The 15,576-nt window shown below is 56.7% G+C and carries 16 protein-coding genes; 6 read left to right on the top strand and 10 right to left on the bottom strand.

Features of this window, described 5'->3' with window-relative positions:
- Positions 1 to 181 precede the first annotated feature (181 nt).
- Together EGK14_RS09020 and rlmC are read left to right on the top strand one after the other, a co-directional pair.
- Entirely contained in the window at positions 182 to 634 is a 453-nt protein-coding gene (locus EGK14_RS09020; protein ID WP_370256232.1) for a YbjO family protein, read from the top strand.
- A 48-nt stretch (positions 635 to 682) separates the two neighbouring features.
- Complete coding sequence (gene rlmC, locus EGK14_RS09015; protein WP_125288754.1) at positions 683 to 1,810, top strand: 23S rRNA (uracil(747)-C(5))-methyltransferase RlmC; 1,128 nt, start codon at positions 683 to 685, stop codon at positions 1,808 to 1,810.
- Here rlmC and EGK14_RS09010 read toward each other — a convergent pair.
- From EGK14_RS09010 to EGK14_RS08985, 6 genes are all read right to left on the bottom strand, one after another.
- Positions 1,796 to 2,557: a transporter substrate-binding domain-containing protein gene (locus EGK14_RS09010; RefSeq protein ID WP_125288753.1), complete on the bottom strand. Its 762-nt coding sequence runs from the start codon at positions 2,555 to 2,557 to the stop codon at positions 1,796 to 1,798. The two genes, rlmC and EGK14_RS09010, sit on opposite strands and share 15 nt — an antisense overlap.
- A gap of 121 nt (positions 2,558 to 2,678) precedes the next feature.
- Entirely contained in the window at positions 2,679 to 3,347 is a 669-nt protein-coding gene (gene artM, locus EGK14_RS09005) for an arginine ABC transporter permease ArtM (protein WP_125288752.1), read from the bottom strand.
- Positions 3,341 to 4,063, bottom strand: a complete 723-nt coding sequence (gene artQ, locus EGK14_RS09000; RefSeq protein WP_125288751.1) for an arginine ABC transporter permease ArtQ — start codon at positions 4,061 to 4,063, stop codon at positions 3,341 to 3,343. The genes artM and artQ overlap by 7 nt, the downstream gene beginning before the upstream one ends.
- A gap of 4 nt (positions 4,064 to 4,067) precedes the next feature.
- Positions 4,068 to 4,799, bottom strand: coding sequence for an arginine ABC transporter substrate-binding protein (artJ, locus tag EGK14_RS08995; protein ID WP_125288750.1), 732 nt, complete (start codon positions 4,797 to 4,799; stop codon positions 4,068 to 4,070).
- A gap of 14 nt (positions 4,800 to 4,813) precedes the next feature.
- Entirely contained in the window at positions 4,814 to 5,542 is a 729-nt protein-coding gene (gene artP, locus EGK14_RS08990) for an arginine ABC transporter ATP-binding protein ArtP (protein WP_125288749.1), read from the bottom strand.
- 187 nt (positions 5,543 to 5,729) lie between these two features.
- A complete protein-coding gene (locus EGK14_RS08985) occupies positions 5,730 to 6,266 on the bottom strand; it encodes a lipoprotein (RefSeq protein ID WP_125288748.1) in 537 nt (178 codons plus the stop codon).
- A gap of 104 nt (positions 6,267 to 6,370) precedes the next feature.
- On the opposite strand from EGK14_RS08985, the gene EGK14_RS08980 reads away from it, so the two are divergent.
- Both EGK14_RS08980 and EGK14_RS08975 read left to right on the top strand, forming a co-directional pair.
- Positions 6,371 to 6,694 carry a heavy metal-binding domain-containing protein gene (locus tag EGK14_RS08980; protein ID WP_125288747.1) on the top strand — a complete coding sequence of 108 codons (324 nt, stop codon included), beginning with the start codon at positions 6,371 to 6,373 and terminating at the stop codon, positions 6,692 to 6,694.
- A complete protein-coding gene (locus tag EGK14_RS08975) occupies positions 6,694 to 7,512 on the top strand; it encodes an N-acetylmuramoyl-L-alanine amidase (protein WP_125288746.1) in 819 nt (272 codons plus the stop codon). Before EGK14_RS08980 ends, EGK14_RS08975 begins: the two co-directional genes overlap by 1 nt.
- Here the strand turns inward: EGK14_RS08975 and ltaE are convergent.
- The 4 genes from ltaE to cspD form a co-directional block, all read right to left on the bottom strand.
- On the bottom strand, positions 7,509 to 8,519 hold the full coding sequence (ltaE, locus tag EGK14_RS08970) for a low-specificity L-threonine aldolase (RefSeq protein WP_125288745.1): 1,011 nt from the start codon (positions 8,517 to 8,519) through the stop codon (positions 7,509 to 7,511). The genes EGK14_RS08975 and ltaE overlap by 4 nt on opposite strands.
- Positions 8,520 to 8,578: 59 nt before the next feature.
- A complete protein-coding gene (poxB, locus tag EGK14_RS08965) occupies positions 8,579 to 10,300 on the bottom strand; it encodes a ubiquinone-dependent pyruvate dehydrogenase (RefSeq protein WP_125288744.1) in 1,722 nt (573 codons plus the stop codon).
- A gap of 129 nt (positions 10,301 to 10,429) precedes the next feature.
- Positions 10,430 to 12,067 (bottom strand): hydroxylamine reductase, encoded by a 1,638-nt coding sequence (gene hcp, locus EGK14_RS08960; protein WP_125288743.1) that lies wholly within the window; start codon positions 12,065 to 12,067, stop codon positions 10,430 to 10,432.
- Between the two features lie 279 nt (positions 12,068 to 12,346).
- Positions 12,347 to 12,580 (bottom strand): cold shock-like protein CspD, encoded by a 234-nt coding sequence (gene cspD, locus EGK14_RS08955; protein ID WP_125288742.1) that lies wholly within the window; start codon positions 12,578 to 12,580, stop codon positions 12,347 to 12,349.
- Positions 12,581 to 12,897: 317 nt separating this feature from the next.
- Between cspD and clpS the strand changes: the two genes are divergently transcribed.
- Together clpS and clpA are read left to right on the top strand one after the other, a co-directional pair.
- Entirely contained in the window at positions 12,898 to 13,218 is a 321-nt protein-coding gene (gene clpS, locus EGK14_RS08950; protein ID WP_125288741.1) for an ATP-dependent Clp protease adapter ClpS, read from the top strand.
- A 28-nt stretch (positions 13,219 to 13,246) separates the two neighbouring features.
- Positions 13,247 to 15,523 (top strand): ATP-dependent Clp protease ATP-binding subunit ClpA, encoded by a 2,277-nt coding sequence (clpA, locus tag EGK14_RS08945; RefSeq protein ID WP_125288740.1) that lies wholly within the window; start codon positions 13,247 to 13,249, stop codon positions 15,521 to 15,523.
- Positions 15,524 to 15,576: the final 53 nt, after the last annotated feature.

The following is a 15,576-nucleotide window of genomic DNA, read 5'->3' as shown; positions in this document are numbered from 1 at the left end:
ATTCAACAGGTGAGAAGCAGTTATCGTGCCAGGAAAGAGGATTGAGCGAAGAAAGCCTCGCGCTTTGTTTTTCTCTGGCGCTAACCTGGCGACAGCCTTTGCCGAAAGCACAGCAAACGGGGGCAGGGGAACGTTGCACGGGCACACCTGCACTAAAACGGAGCATGGACGGGAGAAAATGGTGTCAGAGGTGCTGAAACAGGAGCCAGCCTGCGAGATCCCCGTCCCGGTAGTGGTGGCGGCAATCGCTATCATTATGACACGCTGCCTGAGCGTCGCGCTGGAAGTGCATGAAATGGGGCTGGATACGCTGTTGAATGTTATCCATCTTGCCGCACAAAGCTGGAGCGCCACCCTCATATTTATTGCCAGCCAGCTGCTCTTTTTTATTGAGCTGCGCTGTGCGCTTGCGCTACTGCATGGCCGCCGCTGGGGACGCCTGGGCTACGGCTGCTCGCAGCTGATCGCGATCGGTTATATGCTGATGGCCTCGGCGGGCTGGATCGGCCCGGAAATATTTTCACTGCGCGGCGAGGAGGGGCATCTGCTGCTCTCGCAAAAACTACCTGACCTGCTGGTGCTGGGGCTGCTCTTTTTCCCTGCCAGCAGCCGGGATTTTTTTCAGCAGCGCTGATCCCACAGTGGTACAATCCCCGCCCGCTTTTGTTTGACGAGATTTTACATGCACTGCGCCCTTTATGATGCCGATCGCTGCCGCTCCTGCCAGTGGCTGGATCGCCCCTATTCGCAACAGCTGGCTCAAAAGCAGTCTGAGCTGCAACGGCTTCTGTCCGCGCAGGCGGTCAGCGAATGGCTGCCGCCGGTCACTTCGGCGCAGCAGGGCTTTCGCAACAAGGCGAAAATGGTGGTCAGCGGCAGCGTGGAGCGCCCGCTGCTCGGCATTGTGCATCGCGACGGTACGCCGGTCGATCTTTGTGGCTGTCCGCTTTATCCCGACAGCTTCGCTGCGGTATTTGCGCAGCTGAAACCCTTTATCGCCCGCGCGGGTCTGACGCCGTATAACGTGGCGCGCAAGCGCGGCGAGTTGAAGTTTATCCTGCTGACGGAAAGCAGCCGCAGCGGCGAGCTGATGCTGCGCTTTGTGTTGCGATCCAAAGAGAAGCTGGTCCAGCTGACTAACGCGCTGCCCGTCCTGCAGGCGCAGCTGCCGCAGCTGAGCGTGATTTCAGCCAATATCCAGCCGGTGCATATGGCAATTCTGGAGGGCGAAGAAGAGATCCCGCTAACGGAAAATCAGGCGCTGGCCGACCAGCTTAACGACGTGCCGCTGTGGATCCGGCCGCAGAGTTTTTTCCAGACCAACCCGGCGGTAGCCGCCTCGCTGTACGCTACGGCAAGAGCATGGGTAAGCGAGCTGGACGTCAAAAGCATGTGGGATCTGTTCTGCGGCGTAGGCGGCTTTGGCCTGCATTGCGCCACGCCAGAGATGTCGCTGACCGGCATTGAAATCAGCGCGGAGGCCATCGCCTGCGCTAAACGTTCAGCGGAAAAAATGGGGCTGGAGAAAGTCAGCTTCGCCGCGCTGGACTCTACGGCGTTTGCTACCGGCGAAGTCAGCACGCCCGATCTGGTGCTGGTCAATCCGCCGCGTCGCGGTATTGGCGCCGCGCTCTGCGATTATTTGAGCCGTATGGCGCCGCCGTTCATTCTTTATTCCAGCTGTAACGCGCAGACCATGGCTGATGATATCGCCCGCCTGAGCGAATACACTCTTGTTAAAGTCCAGCTGTTCGATATGTTCCCGCACACCGCGCACGGCGAAGTCCTGACGCTGCTACGGCATCTCTGACTCGGCAGGCAGGTCGGCTGCCGGGCCAAGCCAGCGTTGCTTCAGCATATGCAGCGTACCCTCATCGCTCAGGCTTTGTAGCGCGCCATTCAGCTGCTCCAGCAGCGCCTTATCGCCTTTACGTACCGCGATACCCAGGCCTGCACTGAAATAGCGATTATCCTTAATCGGCTTGCCTATGGCGACCAGGCCGGGATTGCTTCTCAGGATGGCCTGCATGGAAGGCGTCTCGCCAAAAATGGCGTCGAGCCTGGCGCTGCGGATATCCAAAAGCGCATTCTGATAGTTGTCGTACGCGACGGGAATGATATCCGGCCAGGAACTTTGCAGCCAGGCCTGTAAGGTTGTGGCATCGGCGACGCCAACGCGCTTGCCGCGTAGCTGCGCTAAAGAGGCGTAGCGGCCTTTAACCGCAATCACCATGCCGGAACTTTCCAGATAGGGCTGGGTGAAATCCGCCTCTTCCCGGCGCTCTTCGGTAATATCCAGGCCGGAAATCACCGCGTCATAGCGGTTGAATTTTAGCGAAGGCAGCAGGCGGTCAAAATCATTATTGGTAAAGAGACACTGCCGCGCTATTTTTGCGCACAGGGCTTTTGCCAGCTCGATATCAAACCCCACCAGCTGTTGCCCGGCATTCAGGTAGACAAAAGGCGGATAGGTCGCCGAAGTGGCAAAGCGAAGCGGGCCGCTGGCCAGCGCGTTGGCAGCAAATCCGATAAGCAGAAAAACGCAAACCTTAAGCATGTCTCCGGCCCTTGCGTGAATATTATCGGGATAGTATGACGGTTGCCGCCGCGGCGTTATGCGCTGATTAACTGACGGTTAAGCGCTGTTATTTAGCGAATGCCGCCGCCGGCATGGAGGCTCAGCTACGACGCTCGAAAGCCAGCGCTCGTCGTTCTATCAGGCGCATCATCAGCGTCAGCAGCCCGTTAACGCACAGGTAAATGACGCCCGCTGCGGCAAAAACCGTTACGTCGTAGGTACGCCCGTAAAGCTGCTGTCCCTGGCCCATCACTTCCATTAGCGTAATGGTATAAGCCAGCGAGGTGCTCTTAAATACCAGCACCACCTCATTGGAATAAGAGGAAAGCGCGCGTTTAAACGCGTAGGGCAGCAGAATACGCAGCGTATCTTTACGGTTCATCCCCAGCGCGGCGCAGGACTGCCACTGACCGGCAGGAATAGCTCTGACCGCGCCATAAAACAGCTGGGTGGTATAGGCCGCGCTGTTAAGCGAAAGCGCAAGGAGGGCGCAAAGCCAGGGCTGCGAAAGCCCGTTCCATAGCCACGGGATCGCCTGAATAGAAGGAAACTGTCCCGGCCCGTAGTAAATCAAAAAGATTTGCACCAGCAGCGGCGTGCCGGTAAACAGCGTGATGTAGCCGCGCACGATAGCGTTCAGTACCGGGATCTTCAGCGACAGGATCACCGTAAACAGCAACGCCAGCAGCAGCGCCAGCAGCAGCGAGGCCACCGTTAGCGTCAGGCTGGTATGCAGCCCTTTCAGCAGCTCGGGTAAATAGCTCAGCATCCGTTATTCCCCTGCTCAAAACGGGTGGTACGCGCTTCGATACGCTTTAAAACCTGCTGGCTGAGCAGGGTGATAATTAAATAAATTGCCGCTGCCACCATGTACCAGGTAAAAGGCTCCTGCGTGCGCGAAGCGATGCTTTTGGTTTGCAGCATAATATCGTTAACGCTGATCAGCGATACCAGCGCCGTATCCTTCAGCAGCACCAGCCACTGGTTGCCCAGGCCCGGCAGCGCGTGACGCCACATTTGCGGCAGGATCAGACGGAAGAATATCGCCGGCGTTTTCATGCCGAGCGCCTGGCCCGACTCCCACTGTCCCTGAGGCACCGCCTTCAGCGCGCCACGCAGCGTCTGCGAAGCGTAAGAGGAATAAAGGATCGACAGCGCGATTACGCCGCAGAGAAACGGGCTGACGTCGAAATTTTCAATCGTCATCTGCACCGGCAGCGAAGCGAAGCCCAGATGTAGCGTAAAGCCGTCGGAAAGCGTCAGCAACAGCTGCGATGCGCCAAAATAGACGAACAGCACCACCAGGATTTCCGGCAGCCCGCGAAATAGCGTCACCAGCGCGGTGCCGAGCCAGGCCACCGGCCGCCAGCGGGCGGACTCCCAGACGGCGAATATCATCGCCAGAATCAGGCCTGCGGCCAGCGCAGAAACGGCAAGGCCGACGGTCATCCCGGCGGCGCTTGCAAGAGGGTAAAATTCGTTCATTCCGTTATTGCTGGAACCATTTGCTGTAGATGGTTTTATAGGTGCCGTCGGCTTTCACTTTATCCAGCGCGGCGTTGAATTTGCCCTGAAGCTGGGTGTTGCCCTGGCGCAGGGCGATACCCAGTCCGGTGCCGAAGTAGTCTTTATCGGTGACCTTCTCGCCAACCGCGGCCAGCGAGGCGTTTTGCTTCAGCCACTCGTTAACCACCGCCGTGTCGCCGAATACGGCATCAATACGGCCGTTTTTCAGATCCAGAATGGCATTCTGGTAGCTGTCGTAAGGCACGGTTTTCACTTCGGTCAGTTTTTCGGTCAGGTATTTCTGGTGCGTGGTGCCGTTCTGCACGCCGACGCGTTTGCCTTTCAGCGCCGCTACGTCAGCAACTTTGCCTTTCTGCGCGATAAACAAAGCGGAATTATCATAATAGGCTTTGGTAAACAGCACCTGCTTCTCACGCTCTGGCGTGATGTCCATTCCGGCCATGACCGCGTCAAAACGACGGAACTTCAGGCTTGGGATCAGGCTGTCGAAGGCCTGATTAGTAAAGGTGCAGGTCGCGTCCATCTCTTTACACAGCGCGTTCGCTAAATCGACGTCAAAACCCTGAATTTTGTTGTCGGAATCGACAAATTCAAAAGGAGGATAAGAGGCTTCGGTAGCAAAACGGATGGTCTGCGCGGCGCTGGCGCTCAGGCTTACACCGGCTAACAGCGCGGCAAGTACGATTTTTTTCATCATTATGTCCTGCATCAGTGCGAAAGATAATTGGCAAACGCTTCGGTTTGCGGCTGTGTAAAGTGGCTGGCGTCACCCTGTTCCACGATATAACCATTCTCCATATAGACGACGCGGCTGGCCGTTTTGCGCGCCACTTCGACCTCATGGGTAACGATCACCTGAGTGATATGGGTTTCAGAGAGTTCCTGAATAATCGCCACGATCTGCGCCGTGATTTCCGGATCCAGCGCCGCCGTCGGTTCATCAAACAGCAACACGGCCGGTTCCATCATTAATGCACGGGCGATAGCAACACGCTGCTGCTGTCCGCCGGACAGGTGCAGAGGAAAACGGTCGGCGAATTTGGTCAGGCGCAGGCGTTCCAGTAGTTTTTCGGCGCGAGCCAGCGCCCGATCTTTACTTAATCCCAGCACGCGGCAGGGCGCTTCGATCAGGTTCTGCATCACCGTCAGGTGCGGCCAGAGATTGTACTGTTGGAACACCATACCAACGTTTTGGCGCAGCTCGCGAATAGCCGCGTCGCCCGGTGCTTTGCTGAAGTCGAAATGATGACCGGCGATCCCCAGCGTGCCGGATCGCGGCATCTCCAGCAGGTTCAGCACGCGCAGCAGCGAGCTCTTGCCAGCGCCGCTTGGGCCGAGCAGCACCAGCGTCTCGCCTTCCGGGCAGGTCAGCTGAATATCAAAAAGCGCCTGATGGGCGCCATAAAAGCAGTTTACAGCGTTTAGTTGAATACTCATGCGCAAAAAGTGAATAGCGATTAGTTCTGCGAATCTTAACGTTGACGGCATAGTTATGCAATCAGCGCGGCGAAAAATTCGCTTATGCAGGTAAGTTAACTACAAGGCTAGCACAAAATGAGGGAGGCTGGATAAAAATGCAGCAGGGGGAAGAGGCGCACCGCTTGTCGGCGGTGCGCGGAAAACCCTATCGCAGCAGGCGCTGGCTGAGGGAGCCGCCTTCAATATGCGGTGCGGGGCCAAGATAGCGCACGTCGTCCACTGCCCAGCAGGTTCCTTCATGGATCATCAGCACTTCATCCTGCCAGCTTTGCGGCTTGTCGCCGTCGCGGCTGAGCTTAACCCGCAGCGGAATATTGCGCGCGTCGTGGTTAGGGATTGACGATGAATCCGCTACGCTCGCCGAGGTGGCGCCCGCCGCCTGGCTTGAGAAGATATCCCCGCGTAGGGTTGCTTCTTTTTGCGGATCGTTATCAGCCTTCAGCAGCGTCTGATAGAGCCTGTCGCTGAGGTAAGGACGATATTTAGCCAGCTGGGTGGCATTCGGCAAGCCCTGAGCAGGCTGCTCAAGGCGCAGATCGTAAAACGCCTGAGCAACAGAATCCGGGCCGCCTTCGGCGCAGGGAGAGGTGCGGCTGCCATTATCCTTAAAGACGGGTTGTACCGTGGTACAGGCGCTGAGCAGCAGCGCCAGCGGAGCCAGAGCGGCAAGCTGTAACTTCATCTTGATTTCCTTATGGTTTCTGGATGGCGTTTTTTAGCATAAAGTATAGCTGGTCTGCCTGGCCATAAGAGCTAAAACCCTGGATTGAAGTTAAGGAGAAAATCATGCAATTTTCCACCACCCCTACGCTGGAAGGCCAGCCCATAACGGAGTACTGCGGCGTTGTGACTGGCGAAGCGATTCTGGGCGCCAATATCTTCCGCGATTTCTTTGCCGGCATTCGCGATATCGTCGGCGGCCGTTCCGGCGCATATGAGAAAGAGTTGCGCAAGGCGCGCCAGATAGCCTTTGCCGAGCTGGAAGAGCAGGCCAAGGCAATGGGCGCGGACGCCGTGGTCGGGATTGATATCGATTACGAAACCGTTGGCAAAGACAGCAGTATGCTGATGGTCAGCGTCAGCGGCACCGCGGTTAAAACACGGCGTTGATGCGCCTGCTGACGGCGCTGGCGGCGGCCATCCTACTGAGCGCCTGTACATCCGGCCTGGAAAAACAGAATGGCTACGTAGTGGATACGCGCCACGCCGCTTACGGGGCTCGTCCACGTATTAAGGTATTGGTTATTCACTATACCGCTGAGGATTTTCCCCGCTCGCTGGCTACGCTGACCGATCGGGAAGTCAGTGCGCACTATCTTATTCCTGCCAGACCCTTTCAGCATGGGAAACAACCGGTAGTGCTGCGGCTTGTGCCGGAATCCGAGTTGGCGTGGCACGCGGGCATCAGTTTCTGGCGAGGCGCGACGCGGCTCAATGATACTTCGCTTGGTATCGAACTGGAAAATCCCGGCTATCGCCGCACGCCGCAAGGGCGAGCCTGGTATCCTTTTTCCCGCGATCAGATGGCCGCGCTGATGCCGCTGGCGCGGGATATCACCCGGCGCTACGGCATTTGCCCGCAGGATGTCGTCGGACACAGCGATATCGCCCCGCAGCGCAAACAGGATCCCGGCCCGCTGTTCCCGTGGCGCTGGCTTTATCAACAGGGCATTGGCGCGTGGCCGGACGAGGCTCGCGTAAGCTATTACCTGGCGGGAAGAGCGCCGGGCCAGCTAACGGACAGCAAGCATCTGCTGGCGCTGCTGGCGCGCTACGGCTACGAAGCGACGCCTGAGATGTCGCCAGGGCAGCAACAGCGGGTGATAGCCGCTTTTCAGATGCATTACCGGCCCGCTGACTATTCAGGCGTGGCGGACGCGGAAAGCGAGGCTATCGTCGAAGCGCTGTTGGAAAAGTATGGTGACTAGCCCGGCTGGCTGGCCAGAAACGCTTTCCATTCCGCGACCACTTTTTCCAGCGCCGGGCGATCGACATCCAGATGCGTGACTAAGCGCGTCACGGCGCCCGTGTGCAGAACGATGCCTTTCTCACGCATCCATGCCTTAAGCGGCGCGGCCTGCTGTTCCGGCAGACGCACAAAGACCATATTGGTGTTCTGGCTGGAAACCTGCACGCCAGCGGCCTTTAGCTGCGCGGCCAGCCAGGCGGCATTGTCGTGATCGTCCCGAAGCCGCGTAACGTTGTGCTCCAGGGCGTAAAGCCCGGCCGCAGCCAGAATGCCCGACTGCCGCATGGCGCCGCCGGTCATTTTACGCCAGCGCTTCGCGCGCTCAATATAGGCTTTGCTGCCGCACAGCAGCGAGCCGGCCGGCGTACCCAGACCTTTCGATAAACAGATAGTCAGCGTATCGCAATATTGCGTAAGATCGCCCAGCGTGACGCCCAGCGCCACGGCCGCATTGAAAATGCGCGCGCCGTCCACATGCAGCGCCAGCTTATGACCGCGCGTGAATGCCCAAGCTTCCTGCAAATAGGCCAGCGGCAGCACTTTACCGTTATGGGTGTTTTCAAGGCTCAGCAGCCGGGTCATCGCAAAATGAAAATCATCCGGCTTGATAAACTGTTCGACCAAGTCCAGCGGCAGCGTACCATCTTTTGCTGCAAGGATCGGCTGCGGCTGAATGCTGCCGAGCACCGCCGCGCCGCCAGCCTCATATTTGTAGTTATGCGCCAGCTGGCCGACGATATATTCTTCGCCGCGCTGGCAGTGGCAGAGCAGCGCCACCAGGTTAGCCTGGGTGCCCGTCGGCAGAAAAAGCGCGGCCTCTTTCCCGCTGAGTTCGGCCGCTTTGGCCTGCAGCGCGTTAACCGTAGGGTCGTCGCCATAAACATCGTCGCCGGTTTCCGCAGCCATCATCGCGGACAGCATCGCGGCGGAAGGGCGGGTTACCGTATCACTGCGTAAGTCGATCACCGTTGCGCTCCTTAAAGGGCAAAACGGACGCCGCAGCGTCCGTGAGACAGACCAATGTTTTACCGCAGCCAGTTGGTTTTAGCCAGCTCGACCACTTCGTCGCCGCGACCGTTAATCAACGCGCGCAGCATATAGAGACTAAAGCCTTTTGCCTGCTCCATCTTGATCTGCGGCGGCATAACCAGTTCTTCGCTGGCGGTGACCACATCCAGCAGTACCGGGCCGTCGTGCGCCAGCATCTCTTCGATAGCGCGAGGCAGCTCGGAAGCGCGCTCCACGCGAATGCCCTTCACGCCACAGGCGTTGGCGATATCGGCAAAAGCCGGGTTTTGCAGTTCGGTGCCGTCGGTCAGGTAGCCGCCGGACTGCATTTCCATCGCCACAAAGCCCAGCACGCTGTTATTAAACACCACCAGCTTCACCGGCAGCTTAAGCTGCGCTACCGACAGGAAATCGCCCATCAGCATAGAGAAGCCGCCGTCGCCGCACATCGCTATCACCTGGCGCTGTCTGTCAATTGCCTGCGCGCCCAGCGCCTGCGGCATGGCGTTGGCCATCGAACCGTGGTTGAACGATCCCAGCAGACGACGTTTGCCGTTCATTTTCAGATAGCGTGCGGCCCAGACGGTAGGCGTGCCGACGTCACAGGTAAAAATTGCGTCTTCGCTGGCCAGCTCGCTGAGCTGCTGCGCCAGGTACTGCGGGTGGATCGCCTGTTTGTCATTAGCGGTCGCCAGCTCGTCCAGACTCTTTCTGGCTTCCTGATAATGCTTCAGCGCCTTATCCAGAAACGCGCGATCCTCTTTTACTTCGAGACGCGGCAGCAGCGCGCAAAGGGCGGCGCGAACGTCGCCGACCAGCGCCATATCCACATGGCAATGCGACCCGATGCTGCCCGGATCGATATCAATCTGGATAATTTTCGCCTTTTCAGGATAAAAAGCGCGGTAAGGGAAACGCGTTCCCAACAGGATCACCGTATCGGCATTCATCATGGCGTGATAGCCGGACGAAAAGCCAATCAGGCCGGTCATACCAACATCGTAAGGGTTGTCGTACTCAATATGTTCTTTGCCGCGCAGCGCGTGGACAATAGGCGCTTTCAGCGTTTCCGCCAGCTGCACCACTTCCGTATGCGCGCCCGCACAGCCGTAGCCGCACATCAGCGTGATATTTTTTGCTTCATTAAGCAGCTGTGCCAGCTTATCCAGTTCGCTGGCGGGCGGCTGCACGATAGGGAACTGCGGCGGATACCATTCGGCGCGAGCGTTTTCCGGCGCGGGCTGTAGCGCTACGTCGCCAGGGATAACCACCACCGACACGCCCCGATTGATAATAGCTTTACGCATCGCGATGCCCAGCACCTGTTGCAGCTGCTCGGGATTGGAGACCAGCTCGCAGTAGTGGCTGCACTCTTTAAACAGCTCCTGCGGATGCGTTTCCTGGAAATAGCCGCTGCCGATCTCGCTGGAGGGAATATGGGCGGCGATCGCCAGCACCGGCACGTTGTTGCGGTGGCAGTCGTACAGGCCGTTGATCAGATGCAGGTTGCCCGGCCCGCACGAACCGGCGCAGACGGCAAGCTGGCCGCTGATTTGCGCTTCTGCCCCGGCGGCGAAAGCGGCGACTTCCTCATGACGAGTCGGCATCCATTCGATGGTGCCCATGCGGTTCAGGCTGTCGCTCAGCCCGTTAAGCGAGTCCCCGGTTACGCCCCAAATGCGTTTTACGCCGGCGTTTTCAAGTGTTTTCGCCACCAGTGCGGCTAGCGTTTGCTTCATCTCTGCTCCTTTAAAGCTTTAATCAGTGTCCCGAAGGGAGGGATCTTCAGCAAAAAGCATAGTCGAGGCTGAGCAAAGGGTAGGGCATTATGCGGCGCGCACCGCAGGCGAAAATAATGCGGCAAGGCATTAATGCAGCGCCGTTGCCAGATCTGCGGGTACGGAAGATGTCGGCCGCAGGCCAAACTCTTTTTTCAGCAGCGCCTGCAGATTATCCGTGAGAAAACCCGGCGCCGTCGGGCCGGTGTAAATGTTTTTTACCCCGAGGGACAAAAGCGTCAGCAGCACGACAATCGCTTTCTGCTCAAACCAGGAGAGCATCAGCGATAAAGGCAGTTCGTTAATGTCGCAGTTTAATTTTTCCGCCAGCCTGACCGCCAGCACGATAGCCGCATAGCTGTCGTTGCACTGGCCCACATCCAGCAGACGAGGCAGGCCGCCCAGCGTGCCGAAGGGCAGTTTGTTAAAGCGATATTTACCGCAGCCCAGGGTCAGGATCAGACAGTCATCGGGAATAGCGGTGGCCAGATCGGTAAAGTAGCTGCGCTGTACGCGATTGCCGTCGCAGCCGCCTACCAGAAAGATATGCCTCAGCTGATGCTGTTTCACCATCTCAATCACGCTGTCGGCGGCGTCAAGCAGCGTCTGGCGGCCAAAACCCGTGGTGACGGTGCGGGGGATCTCGCTGGTGGAGAAGCCCGGCATCTGCTGCGCCTGCGCGATAACGGCAGAAAAGTCGTCGTCGTGCAGATGATTCACGCCGGGCCAGCCGACAATGCTGCGGGTCCAGATACGCTGCTGATAATCGCCTCTGAAAGGATCGATAATGCAGTTGGAGGTCATAACGATCGGGCCGGGAAAGGCGGCGAACTCTTTTTGCTGATGCTGCCAGCCGCTGCCGTAATTGCCCACCAGATGCGCATGTTGTTTCAGCTGCGGATAGCCATGTGCCGGCAGCATTTCGCCATGGGTGTAAATATTGATACCGCTGCCTGCGGTTTGTTCCAGCAATAGCTGCAGATCCCGCAGATCGTGCCCGGAAATCAGGATTGCTTTTCCCGCCACCGGTCGGGTATTAACCGCAACGGGCTGCGGCGAACCGTAACTGGTGGTCTGCGCCTTATCCAGCATCGCCATGATGGCGAAATTCATTTTGCCGATATCCATCGCCGCCGCCAGCAGATCGCTGGCGCTGTCCGGCTGCGCACCCAGCCAGACCATGATCTGATGAAACTGTTGGTAAATGGTGTTATCGAAGTAGCCGTGAACATGGGCATGTTCCATATAGGCCGCCGCGCCTTTCAGGCCATACAGGCACAGCAGGCGCAGACCGATAATATCCTCATGCGCATGGCCGCGATTGGTGCGCCACGCCAGCGCCTGTTGCTGTAGCTGCCCAGGGTCATCGCTTTCCAGGACTATTGCCGCCGCAGGATAATTTTCTGCGCTGCAAGGAAGCTTGCAGCACGCTTTTAGCTGTTCCCGGTAGCTGGTGGCCTGACGGGCAAGCGCTACGATGCGTGAGGAATCAAAATTGACGTTAGTTAGCGTGGCAAACAGCGCCTTTGGTATGAAACTGTCGATATCATGCAGAATAATACCCTGCTGTCGCGCCACCAGCGCCCAGGCGGAAAGCCCCTGAAGCGTGGCAATCAGCAGATCCTGCAAATCTGACGTTTGTGCCAGTTTCCCACAGGCGCCGCGCACGCCGGTACAGCCGTTACCCGTAAGACGGCGTTGAGTTTGTTCACATTGCACGCAAAACATAGCCTTATCCTTTAAAGTTGCATTTAAAATGCAACATTAATCCTTCAGGACATAATCTGTCCTGAAAAAACGCAGCCAGGTTGATTTAACGCAAATTTACTGCGCTGAAACGCGGCGGAGGGCAAGAAGCGAGGATGAAAATTAATTTCGTGCAAAAAGGGGGCTTGAAAAATGACAGGACGGCGCCACTTTACTAAGGTTGGTAAAAGTTGCCCATAAAAATGCCAGCGACGCTGGCTGGCATTTTATTGCAAGGTTGGTCAGAATATCACTAAGCGGTCAGGCGCTGACAGCAACTGCCGCTTCGGCATTAACGGGGACAATCAGGCTGGCGTGATTGCCTTTTGGCCCCTGGTGCACATCAAACTGAACCTGCTGCCCGGCTTTCAGCGTTCGGTAGCCATCCATCTGGATAGTGGAATAATGAGCAAAGATATCTTCGCCGCCACCGACCGGACAGATAAAGCCGAAGCCTTTGGCATTGTTGAACCATTTAACAGTACCCGTCTCCATGCTTTTGGATCCCTCGCAAGACATTCAAATGGGTGAGGTAGTGAGGCATTGGCCTCCAGGCTGGTTAAAACGCATCCAGCATACGCCTGTACTGTAGAGAAATCGTACCAGGCGTCAAGCGAATGAAGAGGAGATGCCGGGATGAATTCATCAAAATTTGAAGCAGTTAACGCTATTGCTATTTTTGTGATGAAGGTCGCGTAGTTGCAGGTTGGTGCAAAAATTCACCGGCTTCGGACAGCATTTCGGGCGTGCTAAACTTACGCTTAAGGGTGTTAGTCTGATGCAGGCAGGCAACGTTTTCATATTGGGTACGTATGGGAAACACTAACGATTGGCTTAATTTTGAACATCTTGCAGAAGACAAACTTCGCGAAGGTCTCAAGCCGCCTTCGATGTATAAAGTTATTCTTAATAATGACGATTATACACCTATGGAATTTGTTATTGACGTACTGCAAAAGTTCTTTTCTTATGATGTTGAACGTGCAACGCAACTGATGCTAACGGTTCACTACCAGGGAAAGGCAATCTGCGGTGTCTTTACCGCCGAAGTGGCGGAGACCAAGGTCGCGCATATCAATAAATATGCGAGGGAGAACGGACATCCGTTGCTGTGTACGCTGGAAAAAGCCTGAATAAGGCGATCTAATGGGGGAGGTGCCTATGCTCAATCAAGAACTGGAACTCAGTTTAAATATGGCTTTCGCCAGAGCGCGCGAGCACCGACATGAGTTTATGACCGTCGAGCATCTGCTGTTGGCGTTGCTCAGTAACCCATCAGCAAGAGAGGCCCTTGAAGCCTGCACGGTGGATATTGTGGCTCTGCGGCAGGAGCTCGAAGCCTTCATTGAACAAACAACCCCGGTATTGCCGGTCAGCGAAGAAGAGCGCGACACACAGCCTACGCTCAGCTTTCAGCGCGTTTTACAGCGCGCCGTTTTCCATGTGCAGTCATCCGGCCGCAGTGAAGTAGCGGGCGCTAACGTGCTGGTCGCTATCTTCAGCGAACAGGAATCCCAGGCTGCCTATCTGCTGCGCAAGCATGAAGTCAGCCGCCTTGACGTGGTTAATTTTATTTCTCACGGCACGCGCAAAGATGAGCAGGGGCCCGCTTCGGGCGCAGAAAACCCTGTTAACGAAGAGCAAGCAGGCGGGGAGGAACGTATGGAAAACTTCACCACCAATCTTAATCAGCTTGCTCGCGTAGGCGGTATCGATCCGCTGATCGGGCGGGATAAAGAGCTGGAGCGTACCGTTCAGGTTCTCTGCCGCCGCCGGAAAAACAATCCGCTGCTGGTGGGTGAGTCGGGCGTGGGGAAAACCGCGATCGCCGAAGGGCTTGCGTGGCGTATCGTGCAGGGCGACGTGCCTGAAGTAATGAAAGACGCCACCATCTACTCGCTGGATATCGGGTCGCTGCTTGCCGGTACCAAATACCGCGGTGATTTCGAGAAGCGCTTTAAGGCGCTGCTGAAACAGCTTGAGCAGGATAACAGCAGCATTCTGTTTATCGATGAGATCCATACTATCATCGGCGCAGGAGCCGCTTCCGGTGGGCAGGTAGATGCCGCCAACCTGATTAAGCCACTGCTTTCCAGCGGGAAAATTCGCGTGATGGGCTCCACCACCTATCAGGAATTCAGCAATATCTTTGAGAAAGATCGCGCGCTGGCGCGTCGTTTCCAGAAAATCGATATTACCGAGCCTACGGTAGATGAAACGGTGCAGATCCTGAACGGCCTCAAGCCGAAGTATGAAGCGCACCATGATGTCCGCTATACCGCAAAAGCAGTACGTGCGGCGGTCGAGCTGGCGGTGAAATATATCAACGACCGCCATCTGCCGGATAAAGCGATCGACGTAATTGACGAAGCGGGCGCGCGTGCACGTTTGCTGCCGGTCAGCAAGCGTAAGAAAACGGTTAACGTGGCGGATATCGAATCCGTGGTTGCCCGTATCGCGCGTATACCTGAGAAGAGCGTTTCCGCCACGGATCGCGACACTTTGAAAACGCTCGGCGACCGTCTGAAAATGCTGGTGTTTGGTCAGGACAACGCTATCGAAGCCTTAACCGAAGCAATCAAGATGAGCCGCGCCGGTCTGGGACAGGATCGCAAGCCTGTCGGTTCCTTCCTGTTTGCCGGCCCTACGGGCGTGGGTAAAACAGAGGTTACCGTACAGCTGGCGAAAGCGCTGGGCATTGAGCTGCTGCGTTTCGATATGTCGGAATATATGGAACGCCATACCGTCAGCCGTCTGATCGGCGCGCCTCCGGGCTATGTCGGTTTCGATCAGGGCGGGCTGCTGACGGACGCGGTGATCAAGCATCCGCACGCCGTGGTACTGCTTGATGAGATCGAGAAAGCGCATCCGGACGTCTTCAACCTGCTGCTGCAGGTAATGGATAACGGGATGCTGACCGATAACAACGGACGTAAAGCCGATTTCCGCAACGTGGTGCTGGTGATGACCACGAACGCCGGCGTACGTGAAACCGAACGTAAATCCATTGGCCTGATCCATCAGGACAACAGCACCGACGCGATGGAAGAGATCAAAAAGATCTTTACGCCAGAGTTTCGTAACCGTCTGGACAACATTATCTGGTTCAAACACCTCGACAGCGAGGTTATCCATCAGGTAGTGGATAAGTTTATCGTTGAGCTGCAGGCGCAGCTGGATGCGAAAGGCGTCTCGCTGGAAGTCAGCGATGAAGCGCGCAACTGGCTGGCAGAAAAAGGCTACGATAAAGCGATGGGCGCGCGTCCAATGGCGCGCACGGTGCAGGAAAACCTGAAAAAACCGTTGGCAAACGAGCTGCTGTTCGGCTCCCTGGTGGACGGCGGGTCGGTTTCGGTGGCGCTCGACAAAGAGCAGAACCAGCTGACTTATCAGTTCGTGAGCGCCGAAAAGCGCAAAACGGAAGGCTCAGTACACTAGACGTAAAAAACTAAAGGCCGAAGATTCTTCGGCCTTTTTTTTACCCGTGCGGC

This window comes from Erwinia sp. 198, assembly GCF_003937915.1.
Lineage (GTDB): Bacteria > Pseudomonadota > Gammaproteobacteria > Enterobacterales > Enterobacteriaceae > Erwinia > Erwinia aeris.
Note: the sequence above shows the minus strand (reverse complement) of the source record. Positions and strands in the feature narration are given on the sequence as shown.

Bases quoted from the DNA above. Each gene is read 5' to 3' on its own strand.
- rlmC (WP_125288754.1), top strand. From the start codon at position 683: ATGCACTGCGCCCTTTATGATGCCGATCGCTGCCGCTCCTGCCAGTGG.
- clpA (WP_125288740.1), top strand. From the start codon at position 13,247: ATGCTCAATCAAGAACTGGAACTCAGTTTAAATATGGCTTTCGCCAGA.
- artM (WP_125288752.1), bottom strand. From the start codon at position 3,347: ATGCTGAGCTATTTACCCGAGCTGCTGAAAGGGCTGCATACCAGCCTG.
- clpS (WP_125288741.1), top strand. From the start codon at position 12,898: ATGGGAAACACTAACGATTGGCTTAATTTTGAACATCTTGCAGAAGAC.
- EGK14_RS09010 (WP_125288753.1), bottom strand. From the start codon at position 2,557: ATGCTTAAGGTTTGCGTTTTTCTGCTTATCGGATTTGCTGCCAACGCG.
- artP (WP_125288749.1), bottom strand. From the start codon at position 5,542: ATGAGTATTCAACTAAACGCTGTAAACTGCTTTTATGGCGCCCATCAG.
- poxB (WP_125288744.1), bottom strand. From the start codon at position 10,300: ATGAAGCAAACGCTAGCCGCACTGGTGGCGAAAACACTTGAAAACGCC.
- artQ (WP_125288751.1), bottom strand. From the start codon at position 4,063: ATGAACGAATTTTACCCTCTTGCAAGCGCCGCCGGGATGACCGTCGGC.
- artJ (WP_125288750.1), bottom strand. From the start codon at position 4,799: ATGAAAAAAATCGTACTTGCCGCGCTGTTAGCCGGTGTAAGCCTGAGC.
- cspD (WP_125288742.1), bottom strand. From the start codon at position 12,580: ATGGAGACGGGTACTGTTAAATGGTTCAACAATGCCAAAGGCTTCGGC.
- EGK14_RS08975 (WP_125288746.1), top strand. From the start codon at position 6,694: ATGCGCCTGCTGACGGCGCTGGCGGCGGCCATCCTACTGAGCGCCTGT.
- hcp (WP_125288743.1), bottom strand. From the start codon at position 12,067: ATGTTTTGCGTGCAATGTGAACAAACTCAACGCCGTCTTACGGGTAAC.
- EGK14_RS08980 (WP_125288747.1), top strand. From the start codon at position 6,371: ATGCAATTTTCCACCACCCCTACGCTGGAAGGCCAGCCCATAACGGAG.
- EGK14_RS08985 (WP_125288748.1), bottom strand. From the start codon at position 6,266: ATGAAGTTACAGCTTGCCGCTCTGGCTCCGCTGGCGCTGCTGCTCAGC.